Source organism: Ruegeria sp. CI5, assembly GCF_056536885.1.
The window spans coordinates 103,965-121,441 of the sequence record NZ_JBQFQN010000001.1; the positions used below are offsets into that span (position 1 = coordinate 103,965).

A 17,477-nucleotide genomic window follows, 5' to 3' on the forward strand; every position below is an offset into this window, starting at 1 on the left:
TCAGGCTCCAATCGGGGGAATGCGGGCGGCGCAGTTCTTGCGGAAATGTTCAGGGCGGTCGCGCCATTTCACAAGGCCATCATCGGCGGCCAAATATTTGGTGGCGCCTTCGACGATGATCTCGACATGGTCGGATTCGTTCAGGTTTTCATAGACGAAGGTCCAGCGCGACGGCCCGCCGCGCAGAACGATAGAGCAGCCCTGATCGCAGTTCGACAGGCATTCGACCGGCTTCAGGGTGATGCCCGCGGGCAGGTCGGCGGCTGCCAGTGCCTTGTGCAGCAGCGTGCCGGGGCGCTGGGCGTCATCCTCGATGGGTAGCCCGCGTCGGCAGGTGGTGCAGACCAGCAGTTCAACTGGTGTGGTCTCGGTCACGTCTCTCATCCCCCCTCACTCGGTTGTCGGGGGACGGGGTATGCGCGGGCCACGTTGCGGACATGGGCCCGACACCGGAACACCCCGTCCGGTTTGTCTTCGGGCGTTGGCAGGTCTCCCGGCTTGCGGATGTCAGAGCGGCGCTCTGTCGGATGTCCCGCCTTCCCGGCCAGCAGCCAGTGGCATTTGGGCACCCTCTCCGGTCACGGTCGCGGGGGCGGCTGCGTTTGACGGAAAACCGCTGACGCATTCCCTTTTCATCTGCTTGCACAGACACCAACGCAAGCGACATGCGGCACGGGCAGGGGGGTTGTCAAGCGCGCGGGGCCAAGTGCCTCGCGTCGGATCGAAAAAGCGACTTGCCGGGATCAATCCGCGGCATCGCCGGCCAGCCGGTCGCGCAGCCAGGCCAGGAACAACTGGGCAGGGATGGACGGAGGCGCCGCGCTGACGCTGCGGATCAGATAATGCGACTGGGCAAAGGGAATCGCCGGCCCCGCAACCCGGATCGGCGCGCCCTGGGCGATGGCGTTGCGCGCGAACCGCTCCAGAACGGTGGCATAGCCAGCGCCGGCCATCACCAGTTGCAGCGCCGTGACGGTCGTATCCGCCGAATTACGCGCGGGGCGGTCGGGCAGGTCGGTGCCCGTGGCCTCGAAGTACCGCGACCAGTTGTCCTCATACCCCAGAATGTGAATCAACGGGCCGTTTTGCAGGTCTGGCGCCGGGTCCTGCGCCCGGCAGACGGGCACCAGCCGTTCCGAGCACAGCTGTTCGGCCGCAACTCCGGGCCAGTCGCCATAGCCCAGCCGGATTTCCACGTCCACATCCGCAGGCGCGGCCGAGTCGTTCCAGATATGTGACACCAGCCGCACCGGGATCTCGGGGTGCTGGGCGCTGAACGCGGGCAGCTCGGCCGCGATCCAGTAGGTCATCGTCGATATCGCCGCCCGGATGGTCAGCGCCTGCCGCGAGGCGGGGCCGAACAAGCTGTTGGTGGACAGCGCAATATCCGACAGCGCCCGGCGCACGGTCAGCGCATAGGACTGGCCCAGCTCGGTCAGCGACAGGTGTCGGGCGTTGCGGGCAAAAAGCGGCTGCCCGAGGTCCGCCTCGAGCGAGCGGATATGCAGCGACACCGCCGTCTGGGTCAGGCCCAGTTCCTGCGCGGCGGTGGTGAAACTCAGATGGCGGGCGGCGGCTTCGAAGCTGCGAAGCCAGGCCGGATTGGGCAGGCGGTCCATTCAGCACCAAAATATTTTGCATTTAGATTGACTTATTATTCGTTTCTTTTGTCGATGGGCAACGGAAATACTCGTGCCAACGAAATTGCGCCTGCGGGAGGGCAGAACATGAAGGTCGGTTTCATCGGTTTGGGCAATGTGGGGGGCAAGCTGTCGGGGTCGCTGCTGCGCAACGGTATCGACCTGACGGTACACGACTTGAACCCCGATCTTGTGGCGGAGTTCGCCGCCAAGGGAGCAAAAGCCGGTGAAAGCCCGGCCCAGATGATGCGCGATTGCGATGCGGTCATCACCTGCCTGCCGTCACCCGCTGCCTCGGACGCGGTGATGCAGCAGATGCTGCCCGAGGTCACCCGCGGCAAGATCTGGATGGAGATGTCCACCACTGACGAGGCCGAGGTCAAACGCCTGGCGGCCATGGTGATCGAGCGCGGCGGGGCGGCGGTGGACTGCCCGGTTTCGGGCGGGTGCCACCGGGCGGCCACGGGCAATATCTCGATCTTCGCGGGCTGCGACCGGGCAACGTTCGAGCGGATTCTGCCGTTCCTGACGACGATGGGCCGGCGCATTCTGCATACCGGCGATCTGGGCACGGCCTCGGTTCTGAAGGTGCTAACCAACTATCTGGCCACTGCCAACCTGATCACCTGCGCCGAGGCGCTGGTGACCGCCAAGGCCGCTGGGATGGACCTGAACACGACCTACGAGGCGATCAAGATCTCGTCCGGCACGTCCTTCGTGCATGAGACCGAAAGCCAGGTGATACTGAACGGCTCGCGCGATATTTCCTTCACCATGGATCTGGTGAAAAAGGATATCGGCCTGTTCCAGGAGGTCGCCGCCCGCGCCGGCGTGCCGTTGGAGATGAACCCGTTGATGATCAAGATTTTCGACGACGCCATCGCCCGCTATGGCGCGCGCGAGCTGTCGCCCAATGTCATTCGACGGCTTGAGGATGCAACCGGGCTGAGCATTACCGCGCCCGGTTTTCCGGCCGAGATGCAGGACGATGAACCGGAAGAGCCGGGATACGAGGTGATTCCGCAAGGTAGAAGCGCGGTCTGAGCCGACGGTCAGCGCAAAGCGCACGGTTTCCGGGGGTGTCTTGCATGGATCGAGTGCGTAGGTGGTGCTCCTGCGCTGACTAAACCCTTGCCCGATAGTTACTGGTTAGCTCGGCTGCGCTAACCATCTCCGCACGTATTTTGGCGTTTCGTATCAACAAACTGTTCCAGTCGATTATTATTAGGACCAGAGAACAGCGATGCAGTGCGAGGCAAGAAAGTTGGAGGCGAGTACCGGAATCGAACCGGTGTACACGGATTTGCAATCCGCTGCGTCACCACTCCGCCAACTCGCCTTTTCAAGCAATTTCAATTACTTGACGTGGTGCAGACGCGGTTCTAGCAGCTTTCCAGAACAACGTCCAGAGGGTTGCTGAAAATTCCGCCGGCCATGGCGTTGGATGGCCGGTCAGCGCAGTGGCAACTTTTGTCGCGACCTGCAATTTTTGCCGGGCTGGCCGTTGCCGGGCGGGACCGGATGTGGCAAAAGCCGAGCAACCATGGGAAATATACGAGCGGTCACATGACGGATTTCGCAGCCCGACGCCACACGATGGTAGACACTCAGATCAGGCCCTCTGATGTCACCAAATTCCCGATCATCGATTCAATGCTGAAGGTCCAGCGCGAGAATTTCGTGCCGGATGCCAGTCGCGAAGTGGCCTATGCTGGCGACCTGATCGATCTGGGAAACGGGCGCTGCCTGCTGGAGCCGAGGACTCTGGCGAAGATGCTGGATGCATTGAATATTTCGAATGACGAGGTGGTTCTGGATATCGCCCCGGCGTTCGGATACTCGACCGCCGTCGCCGCGAACATGGCGCAGCTTGTGGTGGGCGTCGAGGATAACGAGGCCAACGCAGCCGACGCGCAGTCCCGCCTGATGGAGGCGGATATCGACAACGCGATCATTCATGTCGGACCTTTGGAGCAGGGGGCGGCCGAGCATGGCCCCTATGATGTCATCATCATCCAGGGCGGTGTGGAACGTCTGCCCGATGCCTTGCTCGATCAACTGAAAGATCATGGCCGCATCGCTTGCCTGTTCGTCGAAGGCAACCTGGGCACCGTTCGCATTGGTCGAAAGTCCGATGGGCGGGTGACATGGCGTCATGGCTTCAACGCAAACGCCCCGGTACTGCCGGCGTTTTCGGCCGAGTGTGCATTTTCGCTATAGTCGATCAGCGGTTTTCCGCGGTCCCTTGATTAGTTGAAAACAAAGGCGCAAACTGCCTGCGGGCTTGCGTTATTTTGATTTGAGAGGATTTGGGTATGCTTGGAACGGCTGGAGGGAAGCTGGTCAAGGCAGTCGCTCTGACGGTGGGAATCGCGCTGAGCGTGATGCCGGGGCGCTCGGTTTTGGCGGACAATCTGACCGACGCGTTCATCGGTGCATACAACACAAGCGGGCTGTTGGAACAGAACCGCGCCTTGCTGCGCGCAGCCGACGAAGACGTTGCAATCGCATTGTCGGCCCTGCGCCCGATCATCAACTGGACCGTCCGTGTCAGCCAGGATTATGCCAAGTCTCGCGCCGGAACAGTGGTGTCGACGGTCGAACCGTCGCGCTTCTTCTCGGGACTCACGCTGAGCCAGCTGGTCTATGATGGCGGTGCATCGATTCTCGGGAAACAGTCGGCTCAGGAAACAGTTCTGGCAACTCGCCAAGCATTGATCGATATTGAGCAACAGGTTCTGTTCCGCGCAACGACGGCTTATCTGAGTGTTCTGCTACAGGAAGAAACGGTTCAGATTCGCCAGAACAACGTCAATCTCTCAGGCGAGGAACTGCGGGCCACGCAGGACCGTTTTGAAGTCGGTGAGGTCACCCGGACCGACGTCGCGCTGTCCGAAGCGCAGTTGGCAAGCTCGCAGGCTGATCTGGCCGATGCGCGAGGCGACCTGAGCACTGCCCAAGCGGAATATGTGAACGCCGTCGGCAAACAGCCGGGCCGTACTGCGGGCCAGCCGCGTCTGCCGAAGCTGCCCGGTTCTCTGGCCGAGGCCATCAGCCTGGCACAAAGAAACCACCCGGCAATCCTTTCGGCGCAGCATCAGGTGCGTGCCTTGGATCTGACCGTGCAGCAGCAGCGCGCGGGCCTGGGTCCGAATGTAAGCCTGAACGCGGACGCGGGGATCACGGAAAGCTATGACAACGACGACTATACCAACGATGCGTCCATCTCGTTGAATTTCAATCAACCCATCTATGCCGGTGGCCGATTGGCGGCCAACGTGCGCCGCGCAATGGCTCAGCGGGACGCATCGCGTGCCAATCTCCTGAATGTGCAGAAAGACATCACTCAGGGTGTGACGGACGCCTATGTGCGCTTTGAAACGGCCACTGCCAGCCTGCGGGCATCCGTCGAACGGGTACGCGCATCGCAGGTCGCCTTTGACGGGATTCGCGAGGAGGCCACCTTGGGGGCTCGGACCACACTGGACGTTCTGACCGCTCAGCAGGATTTGCTGGACGCACAATTGGCCGAAGTTGCCTCGCGGACGGAACGGTCTCTGGCTGCCTATCAGTTGTTGCAGGCACAAGGTCTGTTGACGGCCGAGCGCCTTGGACTGGCGGTCCAGATTTATGACCCGACGCTCTACTACAACCTGGTCAAAAAGGCGCCTGCACAGATCAGCAAGCAAAGCCGCGACCTGGATCGAGTTCTCAAAGCTTTGCGGCGCGAGTGATCAGCCACACTATCTGTTGTTAGGTTCGACCGGATTGGATACACTGGTCCAAAAGGTCAGAGCGGTAGAGAACAATGACGGATAGCAGTGTCAAAGCAGGTGTCGAAGACGTATTGTCGTCGATCAAGCGTTTGGTCAGCGAAGAAGGGCGCAAGGTCCCGAACCTGATCAAAGCGACTGCGGCCCGCAAGCCGGGACGCCTGGTTTTGACGGATGCCCTGCGGGTTGGCACACCGGCCGAGGATCCAAAAGCACCTTTGAAACTGGCCCAAAAGATCTCGGCTGAGGCGGCCTCGCAGCATGCTGCGAATGTCGAGGCGGTGCGCCCGGCCAACGACCTGTCACAACCTATGCGTTTGCGGTCTTGCGATATCGTTCGTCCCGGAACGCCGGCAATCAATGACATCGGCGGTGAGTCTTCGGATGATCGCGAAGGCCGCAGGGATCTGGCCGGAAGCCTGAGCGCCAAGATCGCAGCTCTTGAGGCTGCGATTGCGCGGACCGAAGATCAGTGGGAGCCTGACGGTGAAAGCGACGACGCTTATTCCGGCACGCGCACTGACAAGGTCAGTTGGGCCTCGGACACCGGGTTTTCGGCGCTGAAGTATGCGGCTGCGTCCGAAGCTGAGATGGACGCTGACAGCGACGAGGAATCAACGCCTGCCACGTTTATCCGGGACAACCGGGATGCCTCTGAGGCCGAGGTGAAGCTGGATCAGGAAACGCCGGCGATGGCGACCGGCACGATGGATGAAGACGAATTGCGCGAGTTAATCGCAGACATCGTCCGTCAGGAACTGCAGGGCGCGCTGGGTGAACGTATCACCCGCAACATTCGCAAGCTGGTGCGGCGCGAGATCAACCGCGCTTTGGCCGCTCAGAATTTGGATTGACGCTCAGCCGAACCGAGGCTCGGCTGCCAGTGACAGCAGGGCATCAAGGTCCATATGCTGTTCAAGGTGATCGGCCAAAGACTCCAACGTTTGCTCAACACTGACTTCGTATGCCAGTTCCGACCTGGCTCCAAACCGCTGCAGAAACGACGCGCGGAAGGCGTCTGACGCGAAAATGCCGTGCAAATAGCTTCCCAGAACGCGCCCGTCTCTCGATGCGGCGCCTTCCGGGCGCCCTTCCACCTGTAACCACGCACGGGCAGTATCCGGACCTTGGGTGCGTCCCATGTGGATTTCGTAGCCGGTGACAGGCTCGCCGCCGGGCAAGGCCTGCGCTGATCGCAGTTCGACCCGCTTTTCCCCGGACATAACCGTTTCCACGTCCAGCAAACCCAGCCCATCGACGCTGCCGGGTCTGCCGTCCACTCCGTCGGGGTCGGCGATCACCCGGCCCAGCATCTGATACCCGCCGCAGAGGCCAAGAACATGGCCGCCCCGCCGTACATGGGCATACAGGTCGATGTCCCAACCCTGTTTGCGGAAAAAGGCCAAATCTCCGATCGTTGATTTGCTGCCCGGCAGAATCACCAGATCCGCGTCACCGGGAAGGGGGCGGCCAGCCGGAATGATCTCGACCGAAACACCCGGCTCGGCAGACAGCGGGTCCAAATCGTCGAAATTCGCCATGCGCTCCAACTGCGGCACCGCAACCTTGCAGGTGCCGCCGGCGTGCGAGCGGATATCCATCATGTCTTCGGCCGGTAGTTTCCAAGCATCGTCAAACCAGGGAACGACGCCCAGGCAAGGCCATCCGGTGCGTGCCGCAATGTCGTCGCGCCCGTCATCAAACAGGCTGACGTCTCCCTTGAAACGATTGACCGCAAAGCCGCGGATCATTGCAAGGTCAGCGTTCTCTAGCACTGCATGGGTGCCGACGATCTGCGCTATGACACCGCCCCGGTGAATGTCTCCCACCAGTATGACGGGCACATTTGCGGCGCAGGCAAAGCCCATGTTGGCGATGTCGCCTGCCCGCAGGTTGGTCTCGGCCGGACTGCCGGCGCCCTCGAGCAGCACAAGGTCGGCATCTTGGCAAAGCCTGGCAAAGCTTTCGAGCGCAGCGTTCAGAAGTTTGGATTTGTCCTTGCGATAGTCCTTGGCCCGCATCGTTCCCGCCCGCTTGCCCTGAACGATCACCTGCGCACCGGTATCGGTTTCCGGCTTCAGAAGGATTGGATTCATGTCCGTATGGGGCGCGCGCCCCGCCGCCCGGGCCTGCAGCGCCTGGGCGCGGCCAATCTCGCCTCCGTTTGCCGCCACTGCGGCGTTGTTGGACATGTTCTGCGGTTTGAAAGGGGCAACCTTCAACCCTCGCCGCGCAAAGGCCCGGGCCAGCCCGGCCACAAGCATCGACTTGCCGACGTTGCTGCCGGTTCCCTGAATCATGATCGCGCGAACCATCTGAGCCTCCTGCGGATGTTGGCAGATGACCGCATTTATTCAGCCGACGAAAGCGTGGATCGGGCCATTTGCAAGACGAATGCGACTATTCCGCTGCGTACAGGGCAAAAAAAAGCGCGCCGAAAGTACCGGCGCGCGTTTTTGGGTCGGGCAAAGCCTTAGGCGGCTTCGGCCTGCTGTGCAGCGTTGCGGCGTTCGCTTTCTTCGCGCGACAGGGCGACGGAGGTACGCACGCCACGGCCAACGAACTCCATCAGTCCGTGGACAACCCGTTCGTTCGGGTCGATGCCAGCGCAGGACAGCACTTCGCGCCCATCGCGCGAGCGTGCCCAGCGGGCGATTTGTTCCGGGCCATTGCCGTATTTCTTGTCATCGGCGATGGCATCATCGAGTGCAGCCAGCACAACGGCCGCGAAAAGTTTGCGGGCACGGTTGCCTTGCTCATTGTTAAAGGCGGTGCCGTCAACGAAATCTCTCATCTCGTTTTCCTTGTTGTTCTTGCTCTTGTAATTTTCGGCGTGGCGGTCCTTATGACCTATTTAGTGCGATTCGGATACACCTAAATTGCATAGTTGCGTTGCGTCATTTGCATGGCTCTCTGCGGGTGCAGCACTAGGTTTCGTTGTATTGCATGGATTGATCCCGCCAGATATAGGGACGACAACTGGCGCATCAACCATGTGTGAAGGAAATATGTCATGCCCAAGATCAATGGGAACGAAATTCGCCCGGGCAATGTGCTTGAGCATAACGGCGGTCTGTGGGCGGCGGTCAAGGTCGATCATGTCAAACCGGGCAAAGGCGGTGCGTTTGCACAGGTGGAATTGCGGAACCTGCGCAACGGCTCGAAACTGAACGAGCGGTTCCGTTCCGCGGACAAGGTCGAGCGTGTTCGGTTGGAGCAGAAAGACCAGCAGTTCCTGTATGAAAGCGATGGGATGCTGGTATTCATGGATGCCGAGACCTATGAACAGATTGAATTGCCTGCAGATTTGCTGGGTGACCGTCGTCCGTTCCTTCAGGACGGGATGACCATCGTGGTCGAATTCTATGAAAGCGAGGCGCTGAACGCGACGCTGCCTCAGAAAGTCGTCTGCAAGGTCGTCGAGACCGAACCGGTCGTCAAAGGTCAGACTGCGGCGAACTCGTTCAAACCGGCGGTTCTGGACAACGGCGTCAAAGTCATGGTGCCGCCATTCATCGCGCAGGACGAGATGATCGTCGTGAACACCGAGACCATGGAATATTCCGAGCGCGCGTAACGTCGCGTCATACTCGGAGAAAGTCCAAGAAACCGCGCCGCTATTCGGCGCGGTTTTTTTCTTGCGAGGCGGCCCCGCCCCGGCGGTAGCGGGCGCGGTCCGGGCCAAACAGTTCCAGCAACAGCTCGAACTTGATGCGATTGGCGCTGACCTGCCGATAGAAAGCGATGAGAAACCCGGTCGGCCCCTGGATCCGGGCCAGACCGCTGGTCGCGGCGACCACGGTTCCGACGTCGGTTTCTCCTTGCAGAACCAGCCATCCACCCAGCATCAGAACACCGACGGTGCCTGCACCGTTGATCACGCTCAGCAGAAACTTGGCCGACAGTTTCCACAGAAACATCCGCCGTCGGGTGTCGTAGATCGCATCGAACTGGTCGTGCACCTCTTGAGTCACGGCCTCGATGTCCTCGATCGTCAGATGGTCGGTCGCGCTACGCAATATGCGGACGCGGTCCGCCACGAACACGTTCACCTTTCTTTGCGAGACGAGAACGATAAGGATCTGCGGCGCGATCATCGAAAGGGCAATCAGTCCCAGCCAGGGTTGCGTCGACGAGATGTAGCCAATCACACTGACCAAGGTTCCGATCTGTACGACCGGGTCCGAGAATGCGCCTCCGGCGAATTTGCCCAGTTCTTCGGCTTCGGCAGAGATGGCCGTTGTCATGGTTCCCTTGCGGACATTTTCGCCCGACTCGTCCACGTCCACGGTGCGGGCCAGCAAAAGCTGACGGATCCGACGGATCATGTCTTCGCCCAATGTCCCCGCGCGATATCCCAGAACCCATTTCAGGGCGAGGCTCAGCAGGATCACCCCCATCATTCCGGCACCCAGCAGCAGGAGATGTGGCGCCTCGATATTGTCCGAGGTCAGATGGTTGATGATGTCCCGTTGAAACTCCAACGGGGCCGCGGCAAGAGCCGCGACCGACAAGGACAACAGGATCAGTATGACTTGCCGTCCGGCGCTGGCGCGCCAGATGGCTGAATACAGTTGGAGCATGTAGGCACCCGATCAGCCAAGTGCCTCAAGTCTTACCGTGTGGCAGGCCCGGATAAAACGTTTGCAAAGCGGCCTGATCGTTGGCCGTGCCGGTTGGGCAACAGGCTCAATCCAGCAGACGCAGGCGGGCGTCTCCGGCCTGCATGTCGTCGCCCGCCCGATCAAGGCGCAGATAGGCGATGGCCTGCCCGTTCGATTGCGTGAACAGGGTGCCGGCCGGCTTTCCCGCCGAGAGGATTTCGGAGCCGACCGGAGCCGCGCCGTCGATGGCGACAACCCGCAGCCCCTTGCGCAACTGGGTTTTGTGCTTCATGCGGGCGGTTACCTCTTGCCCGACATAGCAGCCCTTCTTGAAATCGACGCCGTTGAGCGGCTCGAAACCGGCCTCGAGGATATACGTGTCCGGTGTCAGCTCGATCCCGGTTTCCGGGATGCAATGACGCACCCGAATTGCGTCCCAATCCGTTCCATCATCGGCTTCGGGGGCGTCAGAATATGCGCGCCAGCCCATATCGGGGTGACGAGGATCGGGCATGGCGCCTTCCGGTGCGGGCCCGGTTCCGCGTTGCAGGTGCAGGTTGGTTTCCTCGATACGCACATCCGCCCGCAGCTTGTACATGTTCAGCCGCTTGATCAGTGCATCCGCAATCCCCTCAGCCACGTCCAGCAGCACCGAGGCGCCATCGCGTTTCAAAAAGAAATCGGCCAGGTATTTGCCCTGCGGGGTAAGGATGGCCGAGTAGACAAGACCATCGTCCAGCTTGCGGGTGTCATTGGTGACCAGACCTTGCAAGAAGCTGTCGGTATCCGTGCCGGTCAGGCGCAAAATGCGGCGGGTGCTCATCTTTGGGTCCTCGTCATTGCCCTGAGAGCGGTGATATAAGCGAACCCGTTGCCAAGACCAGAGGTTTCGAACGTGTCCGCCCCGATCAGCATCGTGATTCCGACATTCGACTCCCAGACCGACCTTGCGCGCACGCTGATGACCCTGATGGAGGGACTGCACGCCGGGCTGATCCGCGAGCTTGTCATCTCCGACGGAGGGTCGACCGATCATACATTGCGTATTGCCGATGAAGCAGGGGCCCGGATCGTTGCCGGGGCCGGGTCTCGTGCCGCACAGCTCCGCGTGGGATTCGACGCCGCGGTGGGCGACTGGTTGCTGTTGATCCGTCCGGGGACCGAGCTTGAGCCAAGGTGGACCGACGCGGTGGCCGAGCACCTCGTAACGCGGCGTCCGGGTGTGTTTCGCCTTGGGTTCCGGTCCTCAGGCCTGATGCCGAGTTTGACGGCAGGTTGGGTCAATCTGCGCAGCCGGGTCTTTGGACTGGCGTCTGGTGATCAGGGCCTGCTGCTGCCGGCGCAACTGTACAAGGCTGCCGGCGGATATCCGGATCAACCGGGGAAGGAGGGGGCGCTCATGCGCTCTCTGCCGCGCGCGACTCTGTTGCGGGCGCGTGCCATTACAGGTGTCGGGCGCCGTGATCGGGCGCGTTCTGAGGCGCCACCTCAGTAATTCCGGTCGCAGATGCTTCGGGGGGTGGCTGCCGCGCTGCCGGCTCGGTGATGAGGTTGGACCGCAACTCGACAACAGATTTGCCCAACCTGAATGGTGCCGCAAAGCTGACCAGACACAGCGCGATGATCTGTAGCACGAGAATGTGGGCGTTTTCCTGAAGATACTCCCACTCTCCCTTCAGTTTGGCGACCTGAGCGATCAGGTCATCATAGCTTTGCGCAAGGATCATATAGTCTCCGGCGATTGCCGGCACTTTCCGCCGCATGTTGTCGATCGCGGTCTGCGTTTCTTCGTCCAGCGTGGTGAAAACCAGGAATTGTTCGATGTCGAAGGCATCGGCTTTGGCAGCCATGTCCTGAATGTCATCCATCTGGTCTCGTGACCGTGCGCCGAAGATGAAGTTCAGGCCCTGCAGCGGCGCAACTTCGTTGGTGACGGCGATGAACAGCGGCAGGTCGGCGTTGCTGGCGGTCGAGGCCGACAGGAACTCGACCTTGTCGCACAAAACCGCCGTGTCCGGGTCATAGGCCGGATCGCAGAACCGCAGCCGGAACCGCGCGGCGTCGCGATCGAAGGCCAGTGTCGCCGCATAGGCAACGTCGATTTGTCGGTCCAGCCTTGAACTGTCGGATTTGTAGAGCCCCGCCATGACCGCCACCAGCGCGCCCAGCCCACCCAATACGACCCACACGAGGTCGGCCAGCTTCCATGCCCGGTGACCCGCTGGTTTGCGAAACAGGAACGCGGTGCCAATCGATCCGGCCAGAAAGAACAGCAACAGCAGGGGCAGCTGGTAGTCGGTGATGAAGCTCATGCATCCGAGTTTAAGTGGTCAGCCTTCCCACGCAACAGCGATCACGTGCAGTTGTAACGCGTGTCAGGATGCCCATACTCGGGTCAGGAGCCGGAGGGAGAACGTGATGACCAAAGAGATTGTGCTGATCCACGGGGCGTTTGCCGGGCCGTGGTGCATGGCGGACTATGCGGAGTTCTTCCGCGCCCGTGGCTGGACGGTGCACACCCCGGCGCTGAGGTTCCACGGCGGCGATCCCGCAGCCGAGCCCGATGCGGGTCTGACCGACACCAGCGTAATGGATTATGCCAACGACATTGCCGAATTCGTCCAGGGGTTGGGCAGCAAACCCGTGATCCTCGGGCATGCCATTGCGGGCGTCGTTGCCCAGCAGGTTGCGTCTCGCGGACTGGCCAGCGCCATCGTGTTGATCAACCCGAACGCGGCCTGGGGCACCCTGCCGGAAACCGATGACGAACGCGCCGTGCCGCGCGCCTTAATGGAGGGCGGGGCGTTCTGGAAGCAGCCCATGCGCGTCGATTTCGACCTGATGGCCCCCTTCGCGCTGAACAAAATGCCCGAGGCTCAGCAACATGCCGTGTTCGATCGACTTGGCCCGGAAAGCGGGCGGGTGATGTTCGAGATGTTTTTCTGGATGTTCGACGATCACCACGCGATGAAGGTTGATATCGACAAGGTCGACTGCCCGGTTCTGATCGTTTCAGGCTCGGAAGACAGGGCGGTGAACCCCAACACCTGCCGTGCCTTGGCGAAACTCTATGGCGACCGCGCGACCTTTCTGTCCGCAGAAGGTCACGCGCATTTTCTGTTCATGGAGCCCGGTTGGGAAAAGCCAGGCGCACAGATCGCGGACTGGCTGGACCAGAAGCTGGGCTAGGGGCCGTTCAGGCGTTATTTGCTGACCTGAAACGTGCTCTGCGGCCGCCAACGCAGCACGCCGTCGCTTTCACGGTAACAACGCAACAGGCGTTCCTGCACCGTGCTCACCGTGCTGGTAACGGTGTTGTCACCGACCATCAGCACAAAGGCATCCTCGGAATAGGCCATGCCGTCGTAATAGCAGAACCGGGTCTCGGCCCCGTCGGGAATGGGGGATGCGGTGCTGAGCATCTGCTGCGCGGGGGCTGCCGAGGCGCTCAGGGTCAAGGCCAGCCCGAGGGTCAAAGTTTTCATGTCGTCCTCCCGTTCGGATATCCGTTTTTCAAATTGGGTCTTGGACGCTCGGAACCTCAAAGCTCGTTCTTGGTTGACGGGTTGAGAGTAAGTGTGAACGGGATCAACGGGTTAGGCAAGGGGGTTAGGATGCAAGGTGTGTGACTTGGGGCGGTCTGTTCACTGCCGTAAACGATACAAAGTAACAGAGATGCGGTAGAGCCACCCCTTGGGCGGCGCGGGGTTTGTGGTTGGGGTAGGATGGGGTTTTACCCCGCCGTTGCGAGGTGATTTGTCCGAGGGGAAGTGGGTTGGTAAACCCCCTACGGCTCGCTTGCGCTTAGCAGTCCTTGTGACGTTGCAGGTATGTTTCGGTTGCGAAATCCACAAATGCAATTGCACAAGAGGCCGCTAGCCGTGCGTGCCTAGGTTCTAGCCCGACGTGCTTTCCGTCGCGCCCATGCCCTGAGCCATACAAACCGCGTAGTTCCGCTATCCCTTTCGTAATTGATGCAAGGTTGCTGAGCGTTCGTTTGATGCTCTCTGCGCCTTTTGCTTCATTCGGAATACCCTCAGGAACTAGTGACAATGCTTTGCACATTTTCTTTGATAGTGTCGGCAAATCGTCAGACTTCTGGGGGATCTCTGCGTCTGGCAATTGAGCAAGAATGGTCTTACAGCAAGATTCTACTAAGTCTTTCGCTGTTCCGATTGCTAAAGCAGGATCGGTTTCAATTGAGTCTTGGATGCGCCTAATTTCCGTCTGCATCCAATTCGAAGAAAGCTTCTCTGCAACCGTACTAGCGCGCTGAATTTGGCTGTGGAATTCTGTAGTTCGTTGCGCAATGAATACGGCTCTTCCTGCGATTTTTTGAGACTCAACTAGTTTCCAACCCGATCTGGCCAATTGATCATTGTAGTGGCCAACGATCTTTGAAGCTTCAAAAACGTCTGGTCGAACAACTGGGTGAACTGTCTCGCACAAGAAGCTCAGAAAAACATCATCGGAACAACCAAGTAAATTGAACCTTGCGTCCGTAAACACCCAGTCAATCGGCCAGTCATCGTTGTTTTCGCAATGCTGCCAGATGTCCTGATCAGCAGTCTTGAATCTTTGATCGTAACTGGGAAGCGCACGTAGATCATAGAGGCGGCCCAAGAAATCAACGTCACCCAACTCACCAGCATAAAATACTTTTTCTAGGCGCAGGCCATCAAATATGTTGTTTCGAATTTGCCTAGTGATTTTTTCCAATCGACACCTTCCAACTCAAACATCCAATTCCTCAACAAACCGCGCGTTCTCCTGAATGTATTGGAACCGAAGTTCGGGTTTCTTGCCCATTAGACGCTCGACCAGGTCGCCGGTCTCGCCGGGTTCGTCCTCGTCGATGGTGACGCGGATCAATTTCCGCGATTTGGGGTCCATCGTGGTTTCTTTCAGGTCCTTGGCGTCCATTTCACCCAGACCCTTGAAGCGTGAGACGTCGATCTTGCCTTTGCCGCCCAGGCCTTTTTCCAGCCACTCGTCGCGCTCGGCTTCGTCCAGGCAATAAACGCGCTTGGCGCCTTGGGTCAGGCGATAGAGTGGCGGGCAGGCCAGGTACAGGTGGCCCGCGTCGATCATCGGGCGCATCTGGGTGAAGAAGAACGTCATCAGCAGCGAGGCGATATGCGCGCCGTCCACGTCGGCGTCGGTCATGATGATGACCTTGTCATAGCGCAGGTCGTCGATGTTGAACTTGGTGCCCAGCCCGACGCCAAGGGCCTGCGTCAGGTCGTTGATCTCGGCGTTGGTACCCAGTTTCGAGCTGGCCGCGCCCAGTACGTTCAGGATCTTGCCGCGCAGGGGCAGCAGGGCCTGTGTCTTGCGGTCGCGGGCCATCTTGGCCGAGCCGCCAGCCGAGTCGCCCTCGACGATGAATAATTCGGTGCCGTCACGTGTTGAACTACTACAGTCCACCAACTTGCCGGGAAGACGGAGTTTCTTAGTGGCGGACTTGCGTTGTGTTTCCTTCTCGGCCCGTCGGCGCAGGCGCTCCTCGGCCCGCAGGATGAGGAAGTCCAGAATGGCGCCGGCGGATTTGGTGTCGGCGGCCAGCCAGTTGTCGAAATGGTCGCGGACCGAGTTTTCGACCAGCCGCTGCGCCTCGACCGTGGCAAGACGGTCCTTGGTCTGGCCGACGAATTCGGGTTCACGGATGAAGCACGAGACCAGCGCGCAGCCCCCGGTGATCAGGTCATCGCGGGTGATCTGGGCGGCCTTCTTGTTGTTGATCAGTTCACCGTAGGCCTTGATGCCCTTGAGGATCGCGGCCCAGAAGCCCGCCACGTGGGTGCCGCCCTCGGGCGTCGGAACGGTGTTGCAGTAGGACTGGATGAAGCCATCGCGCGACGGCGTCCAGTTGATCGCCCATTCCACCTTGCCGGGGGTGCCGAATTTCTCGTTGAAATCGACGGTTCCGGCGAAGGGCTGTTCGGAATAGGTCGAGGAGCCGTTCATCGTCTCCTTGAGGTAGTCCGACAAGCCACCTGGGAAGTGAAAGGTAGCCTCGGTAGGCGTCTCGCCGTCGTCGATTGCGGTTTTCCAGCGGATTTCAACGCCCGAGAACAGGTAGGCCTTGGAGCGGATCGATTTGAACAGGCGGGCGGGTTTGAACCTGTGGTGGCCGAAGATTTCGGGGTCGGCGTGGAAGGTGACGGTGGTGCCGCGCCGATTGGGAGCCGAGCCCACCTTTTCGACCGGACCCAGTGGGATGCCGCGCGAAAAGCGCTGTTCGTACAGCTCCTTATTGCGGGCCACCTGTACGACCATCGAATCCGACAGGGCGTTGACAACCGAGGCGCCCACGCCGTGCAGACCGCCCGAGGTCTGGTAGGCCTTGCCCGAGAACTTGCCGCCCGCGTGCAGGGTGCACAGGATCACCTCGAGCGCGGATTTATCGGGGAATTTCGGGTGCGGGTCGATCGGAATACCGCGGCCGTTGTCGCGCACAGTCAGGGCGTAATCGTCGTGCAGTTCCACCTCGATACGGTTGGCATGGCCGGCAACGGCCTCGTCCATCGAATTGTCGAGGATTTCGGCCACCATGTGGTGCAGTGCCCGTTCGTCGGTGCCGCCGATATACATGCCGGGGCGTTTGCGCACGGGCTCCAGACCTTCGAGGACCTCGATCGAGGAGGCGTCGTAGGTGGTGGCGGATTCGGGCGTCAACAGGTCGTCGGGCATGGGTGCTGCTCTTGTTTTTGGGTTGGGCCCATTATGGCAGGTGATGTGGGTCGGGGGAAGAGGGACGCGAGGTGTTGTATCAAACTTGCGGGCGGTGGCGGGTTGCAAAACGGGTGGTTTTCCCGCTGAGTTGCGGAAATCGTGGAGGAGCAGGTGATGAGCTGGATCAAGACGATACCATTCGACGAGGCCCGCGGTCGGTTGAAGACGCTGTATGACCGGGTCACGGGGCCTGGGAACAATGTGGACAACATCATGATGGTGCATTCCCTGCGTCCACATTCGATGGAAGGTCACATGGCGCTCTACAAGAACGTGCTGCACCATTCGGGAAACTCGGTTCCCAAGTGGTTTCTGGAAGTGCTCGGGGTCTGGGTCAGCTCGCTGAATCGCTGCGGCTATTGTGTCGAGCATCATTTCAGCGGGTTGCAGCGACTCTTGGGCGACGAGCAGCGCGGTATGGCCATCCGCGCGGCGATCGAGGCGGAAACACCCGAGACGGCGCCGTTGGACCCCGCACAGGTGGCGGCGATGGAATACGCCCGAAAACTGACCGAGAACCCGGCCGACCTGGTGGCGGCGGATATTGACGCGTTGCGATCTGTTGGCTGGGACGATGGTGAGATCCTGGAGATCAATCAGGTCTGCGCCTATTTCTCCTACGCCAACCGCACCGTTCTGGGGCTTGGCTGTTCGACCAAGGGCGACATTCTGGGGTTGTCTCCGAACAATTCGGACAATCCGGATGACTGGGGCCATCGGTGAAG

General features: G+C 60.3%; 18 protein-coding genes, 1 tRNA gene and 1 riboswitch. Of the genes, 8 read left to right on the plus strand and 11 right to left on the minus strand.

The genetic code is table 11. The features are described from left to right. A complete protein-coding gene (locus ACR0BA_RS00480; RefSeq protein WP_170390537.1) occupies window positions 1-384 on the minus strand; it encodes a DUF1636 family protein in 384 nt (127 codons plus the stop codon). Window positions 385-466: 82 nt separating this feature from the next. After that, window positions 467-671, minus strand: a riboswitch (cobalamin riboswitch). A gap of 72 nt (window positions 672-743) precedes the next feature. Then, window positions 744-1,619, minus strand: coding sequence for a LysR family transcriptional regulator (locus ACR0BA_RS00485; RefSeq protein WP_480725974.1), 876 nt, complete (start codon window positions 1,617-1,619; stop codon window positions 744-746). 108 nt (window positions 1,620-1,727) lie between these two features. On the opposite strand from ACR0BA_RS00485, the gene ACR0BA_RS00490 reads away from it, so the two are divergent. Then, window positions 1,728-2,684: an NAD(P)-dependent oxidoreductase gene (locus ACR0BA_RS00490; protein ID WP_480725975.1), complete on the plus strand. Its 957-nt coding sequence runs from the start codon at window positions 1,728-1,730 to the stop codon at window positions 2,682-2,684. 221 nt (window positions 2,685-2,905) lie between these two features. Here the strand turns inward: ACR0BA_RS00490 and ACR0BA_RS00495 are convergent. Continuing rightward, window positions 2,906-2,979 (minus strand) — tRNA-Cys (locus ACR0BA_RS00495). A 227-nt stretch (window positions 2,980-3,206) separates the two neighbouring features. Between ACR0BA_RS00495 and ACR0BA_RS00500 the strand changes: the two genes are divergently transcribed. The 3 genes from ACR0BA_RS00500 (at window position 3,207) to ACR0BA_RS00510 (ending at window position 6,267) form a co-directional block, all read left to right on the plus strand. Next, complete coding sequence (locus ACR0BA_RS00500) at window positions 3,207-3,860, plus strand: protein-L-isoaspartate O-methyltransferase family protein (RefSeq protein WP_480725977.1); 654 nt, start codon at window positions 3,207-3,209, stop codon at window positions 3,858-3,860. Window positions 3,861-3,955: 95 nt separating this feature from the next. Next, on the plus strand, window positions 3,956-5,374 hold the full coding sequence (locus ACR0BA_RS00505) for a TolC family outer membrane protein (protein ID WP_475144503.1): 1,419 nt from the start codon (window positions 3,956-3,958) through the stop codon (window positions 5,372-5,374). A 74-nt stretch (window positions 5,375-5,448) separates the two neighbouring features. After that, window positions 5,449-6,267: a hypothetical protein gene (locus ACR0BA_RS00510; RefSeq protein WP_480725979.1), complete on the plus strand. Its 819-nt coding sequence runs from the start codon at window positions 5,449-5,451 to the stop codon at window positions 6,265-6,267. A 3-nt stretch (window positions 6,268-6,270) separates the two neighbouring features. Here ACR0BA_RS00510 and ACR0BA_RS00515 read toward each other — a convergent pair whose 3' ends face one another. Beyond that, on the minus strand, window positions 6,271-7,728 hold the full coding sequence (locus tag ACR0BA_RS00515) for a cobyric acid synthase (RefSeq protein WP_480725980.1): 1,458 nt from the start codon (window positions 7,726-7,728) through the stop codon (window positions 6,271-6,273). A 158-nt stretch (window positions 7,729-7,886) separates the two neighbouring features. Beyond that, the gene (locus ACR0BA_RS00520; protein WP_093962585.1) at window positions 7,887-8,207 is read right to left on the minus strand and encodes a DUF6280 family protein; all 321 of its coding nucleotides are present in this window, start codon (window positions 8,205-8,207) and stop codon (window positions 7,887-7,889) included. 219 nt (window positions 8,208-8,426) lie between these two features. Here ACR0BA_RS00520 and efp point away from each other — a divergent pair, with 219 nt between their 5' ends. Further along, window positions 8,427-8,990 carry an elongation factor P gene (efp, locus tag ACR0BA_RS00525; RefSeq protein ID WP_093962584.1) on the plus strand — a complete coding sequence of 188 codons (564 nt, stop codon included), beginning with the start codon at window positions 8,427-8,429 and terminating at the stop codon, window positions 8,988-8,990. Between the two features lie 40 nt (window positions 8,991-9,030). Here efp and ACR0BA_RS00530 read toward each other — a convergent pair whose 3' ends face one another. Then, window positions 9,031-9,996 carry an ABC transporter transmembrane domain-containing protein gene (locus tag ACR0BA_RS00530; RefSeq protein ID WP_480725982.1) on the minus strand — a complete coding sequence of 322 codons (966 nt, stop codon included), beginning with the start codon at window positions 9,994-9,996 and terminating at the stop codon, window positions 9,031-9,033. A gap of 106 nt (window positions 9,997-10,102) precedes the next feature. Then, complete coding sequence (gene ygfZ, locus ACR0BA_RS00535) at window positions 10,103-10,840, minus strand: CAF17-like 4Fe-4S cluster assembly/insertion protein YgfZ (RefSeq protein ID WP_170337773.1); 738 nt, start codon at window positions 10,838-10,840, stop codon at window positions 10,103-10,105. Window positions 10,841-10,912: 72 nt separating this feature from the next. Between ygfZ and ACR0BA_RS00540 the strand changes: the two genes are divergently transcribed. Further along, complete coding sequence (locus tag ACR0BA_RS00540; protein ID WP_480725984.1) at window positions 10,913-11,512, plus strand: glycosyltransferase; 600 nt, start codon at window positions 10,913-10,915, stop codon at window positions 11,510-11,512. Here the strand turns inward: ACR0BA_RS00540 and ACR0BA_RS00545 are convergent. Beyond that, complete coding sequence (locus tag ACR0BA_RS00545) at window positions 11,460-12,329, minus strand: hypothetical protein (RefSeq protein WP_170337775.1); 870 nt, start codon at window positions 12,327-12,329, stop codon at window positions 11,460-11,462. The two genes, ACR0BA_RS00540 and ACR0BA_RS00545, sit on opposite strands and share 53 nt — an antisense overlap. Window positions 12,330-12,435: 106 nt before the next feature. Between ACR0BA_RS00545 and ACR0BA_RS00550 the strand changes: the two genes are divergently transcribed. After that, window positions 12,436-13,206, plus strand: a complete 771-nt coding sequence (locus ACR0BA_RS00550) for an alpha/beta hydrolase (RefSeq protein ID WP_480725986.1) — start codon at window positions 12,436-12,438, stop codon at window positions 13,204-13,206. 14 nt (window positions 13,207-13,220) lie between these two features. Here the strand turns inward: ACR0BA_RS00550 and ACR0BA_RS00555 are convergent, their stop codons facing one another. From ACR0BA_RS00555 to parE, 3 genes are all read right to left on the minus strand, one after another. Then, complete coding sequence (locus ACR0BA_RS00555) at window positions 13,221-13,502, minus strand: DUF1496 domain-containing protein (protein WP_170368739.1); 282 nt, start codon at window positions 13,500-13,502, stop codon at window positions 13,221-13,223. A 319-nt stretch (window positions 13,503-13,821) separates the two neighbouring features. Next, complete coding sequence (locus tag ACR0BA_RS00560; protein WP_480725987.1) at window positions 13,822-14,736, minus strand: abortive infection family protein; 915 nt, start codon at window positions 14,734-14,736, stop codon at window positions 13,822-13,824. A 15-nt stretch (window positions 14,737-14,751) separates the two neighbouring features. Then, on the minus strand, window positions 14,752-16,710 hold the full coding sequence (gene parE, locus ACR0BA_RS00565; RefSeq protein ID WP_170417968.1) for a DNA topoisomerase IV subunit B: 1,959 nt from the start codon (window positions 16,708-16,710) through the stop codon (window positions 14,752-14,754). Window positions 16,711-16,866: 156 nt separating this feature from the next. On the opposite strand from parE, the gene ACR0BA_RS00570 reads away from it, so the two are divergent. Continuing rightward, the gene (locus ACR0BA_RS00570) at window positions 16,867-17,475 is read left to right on the plus strand and encodes a carboxymuconolactone decarboxylase family protein (protein WP_170538854.1); all 609 of its coding nucleotides are present in this window, start codon (window positions 16,867-16,869) and stop codon (window positions 17,473-17,475) included. Window positions 17,476-17,477: the final 2 nt, after the last annotated feature.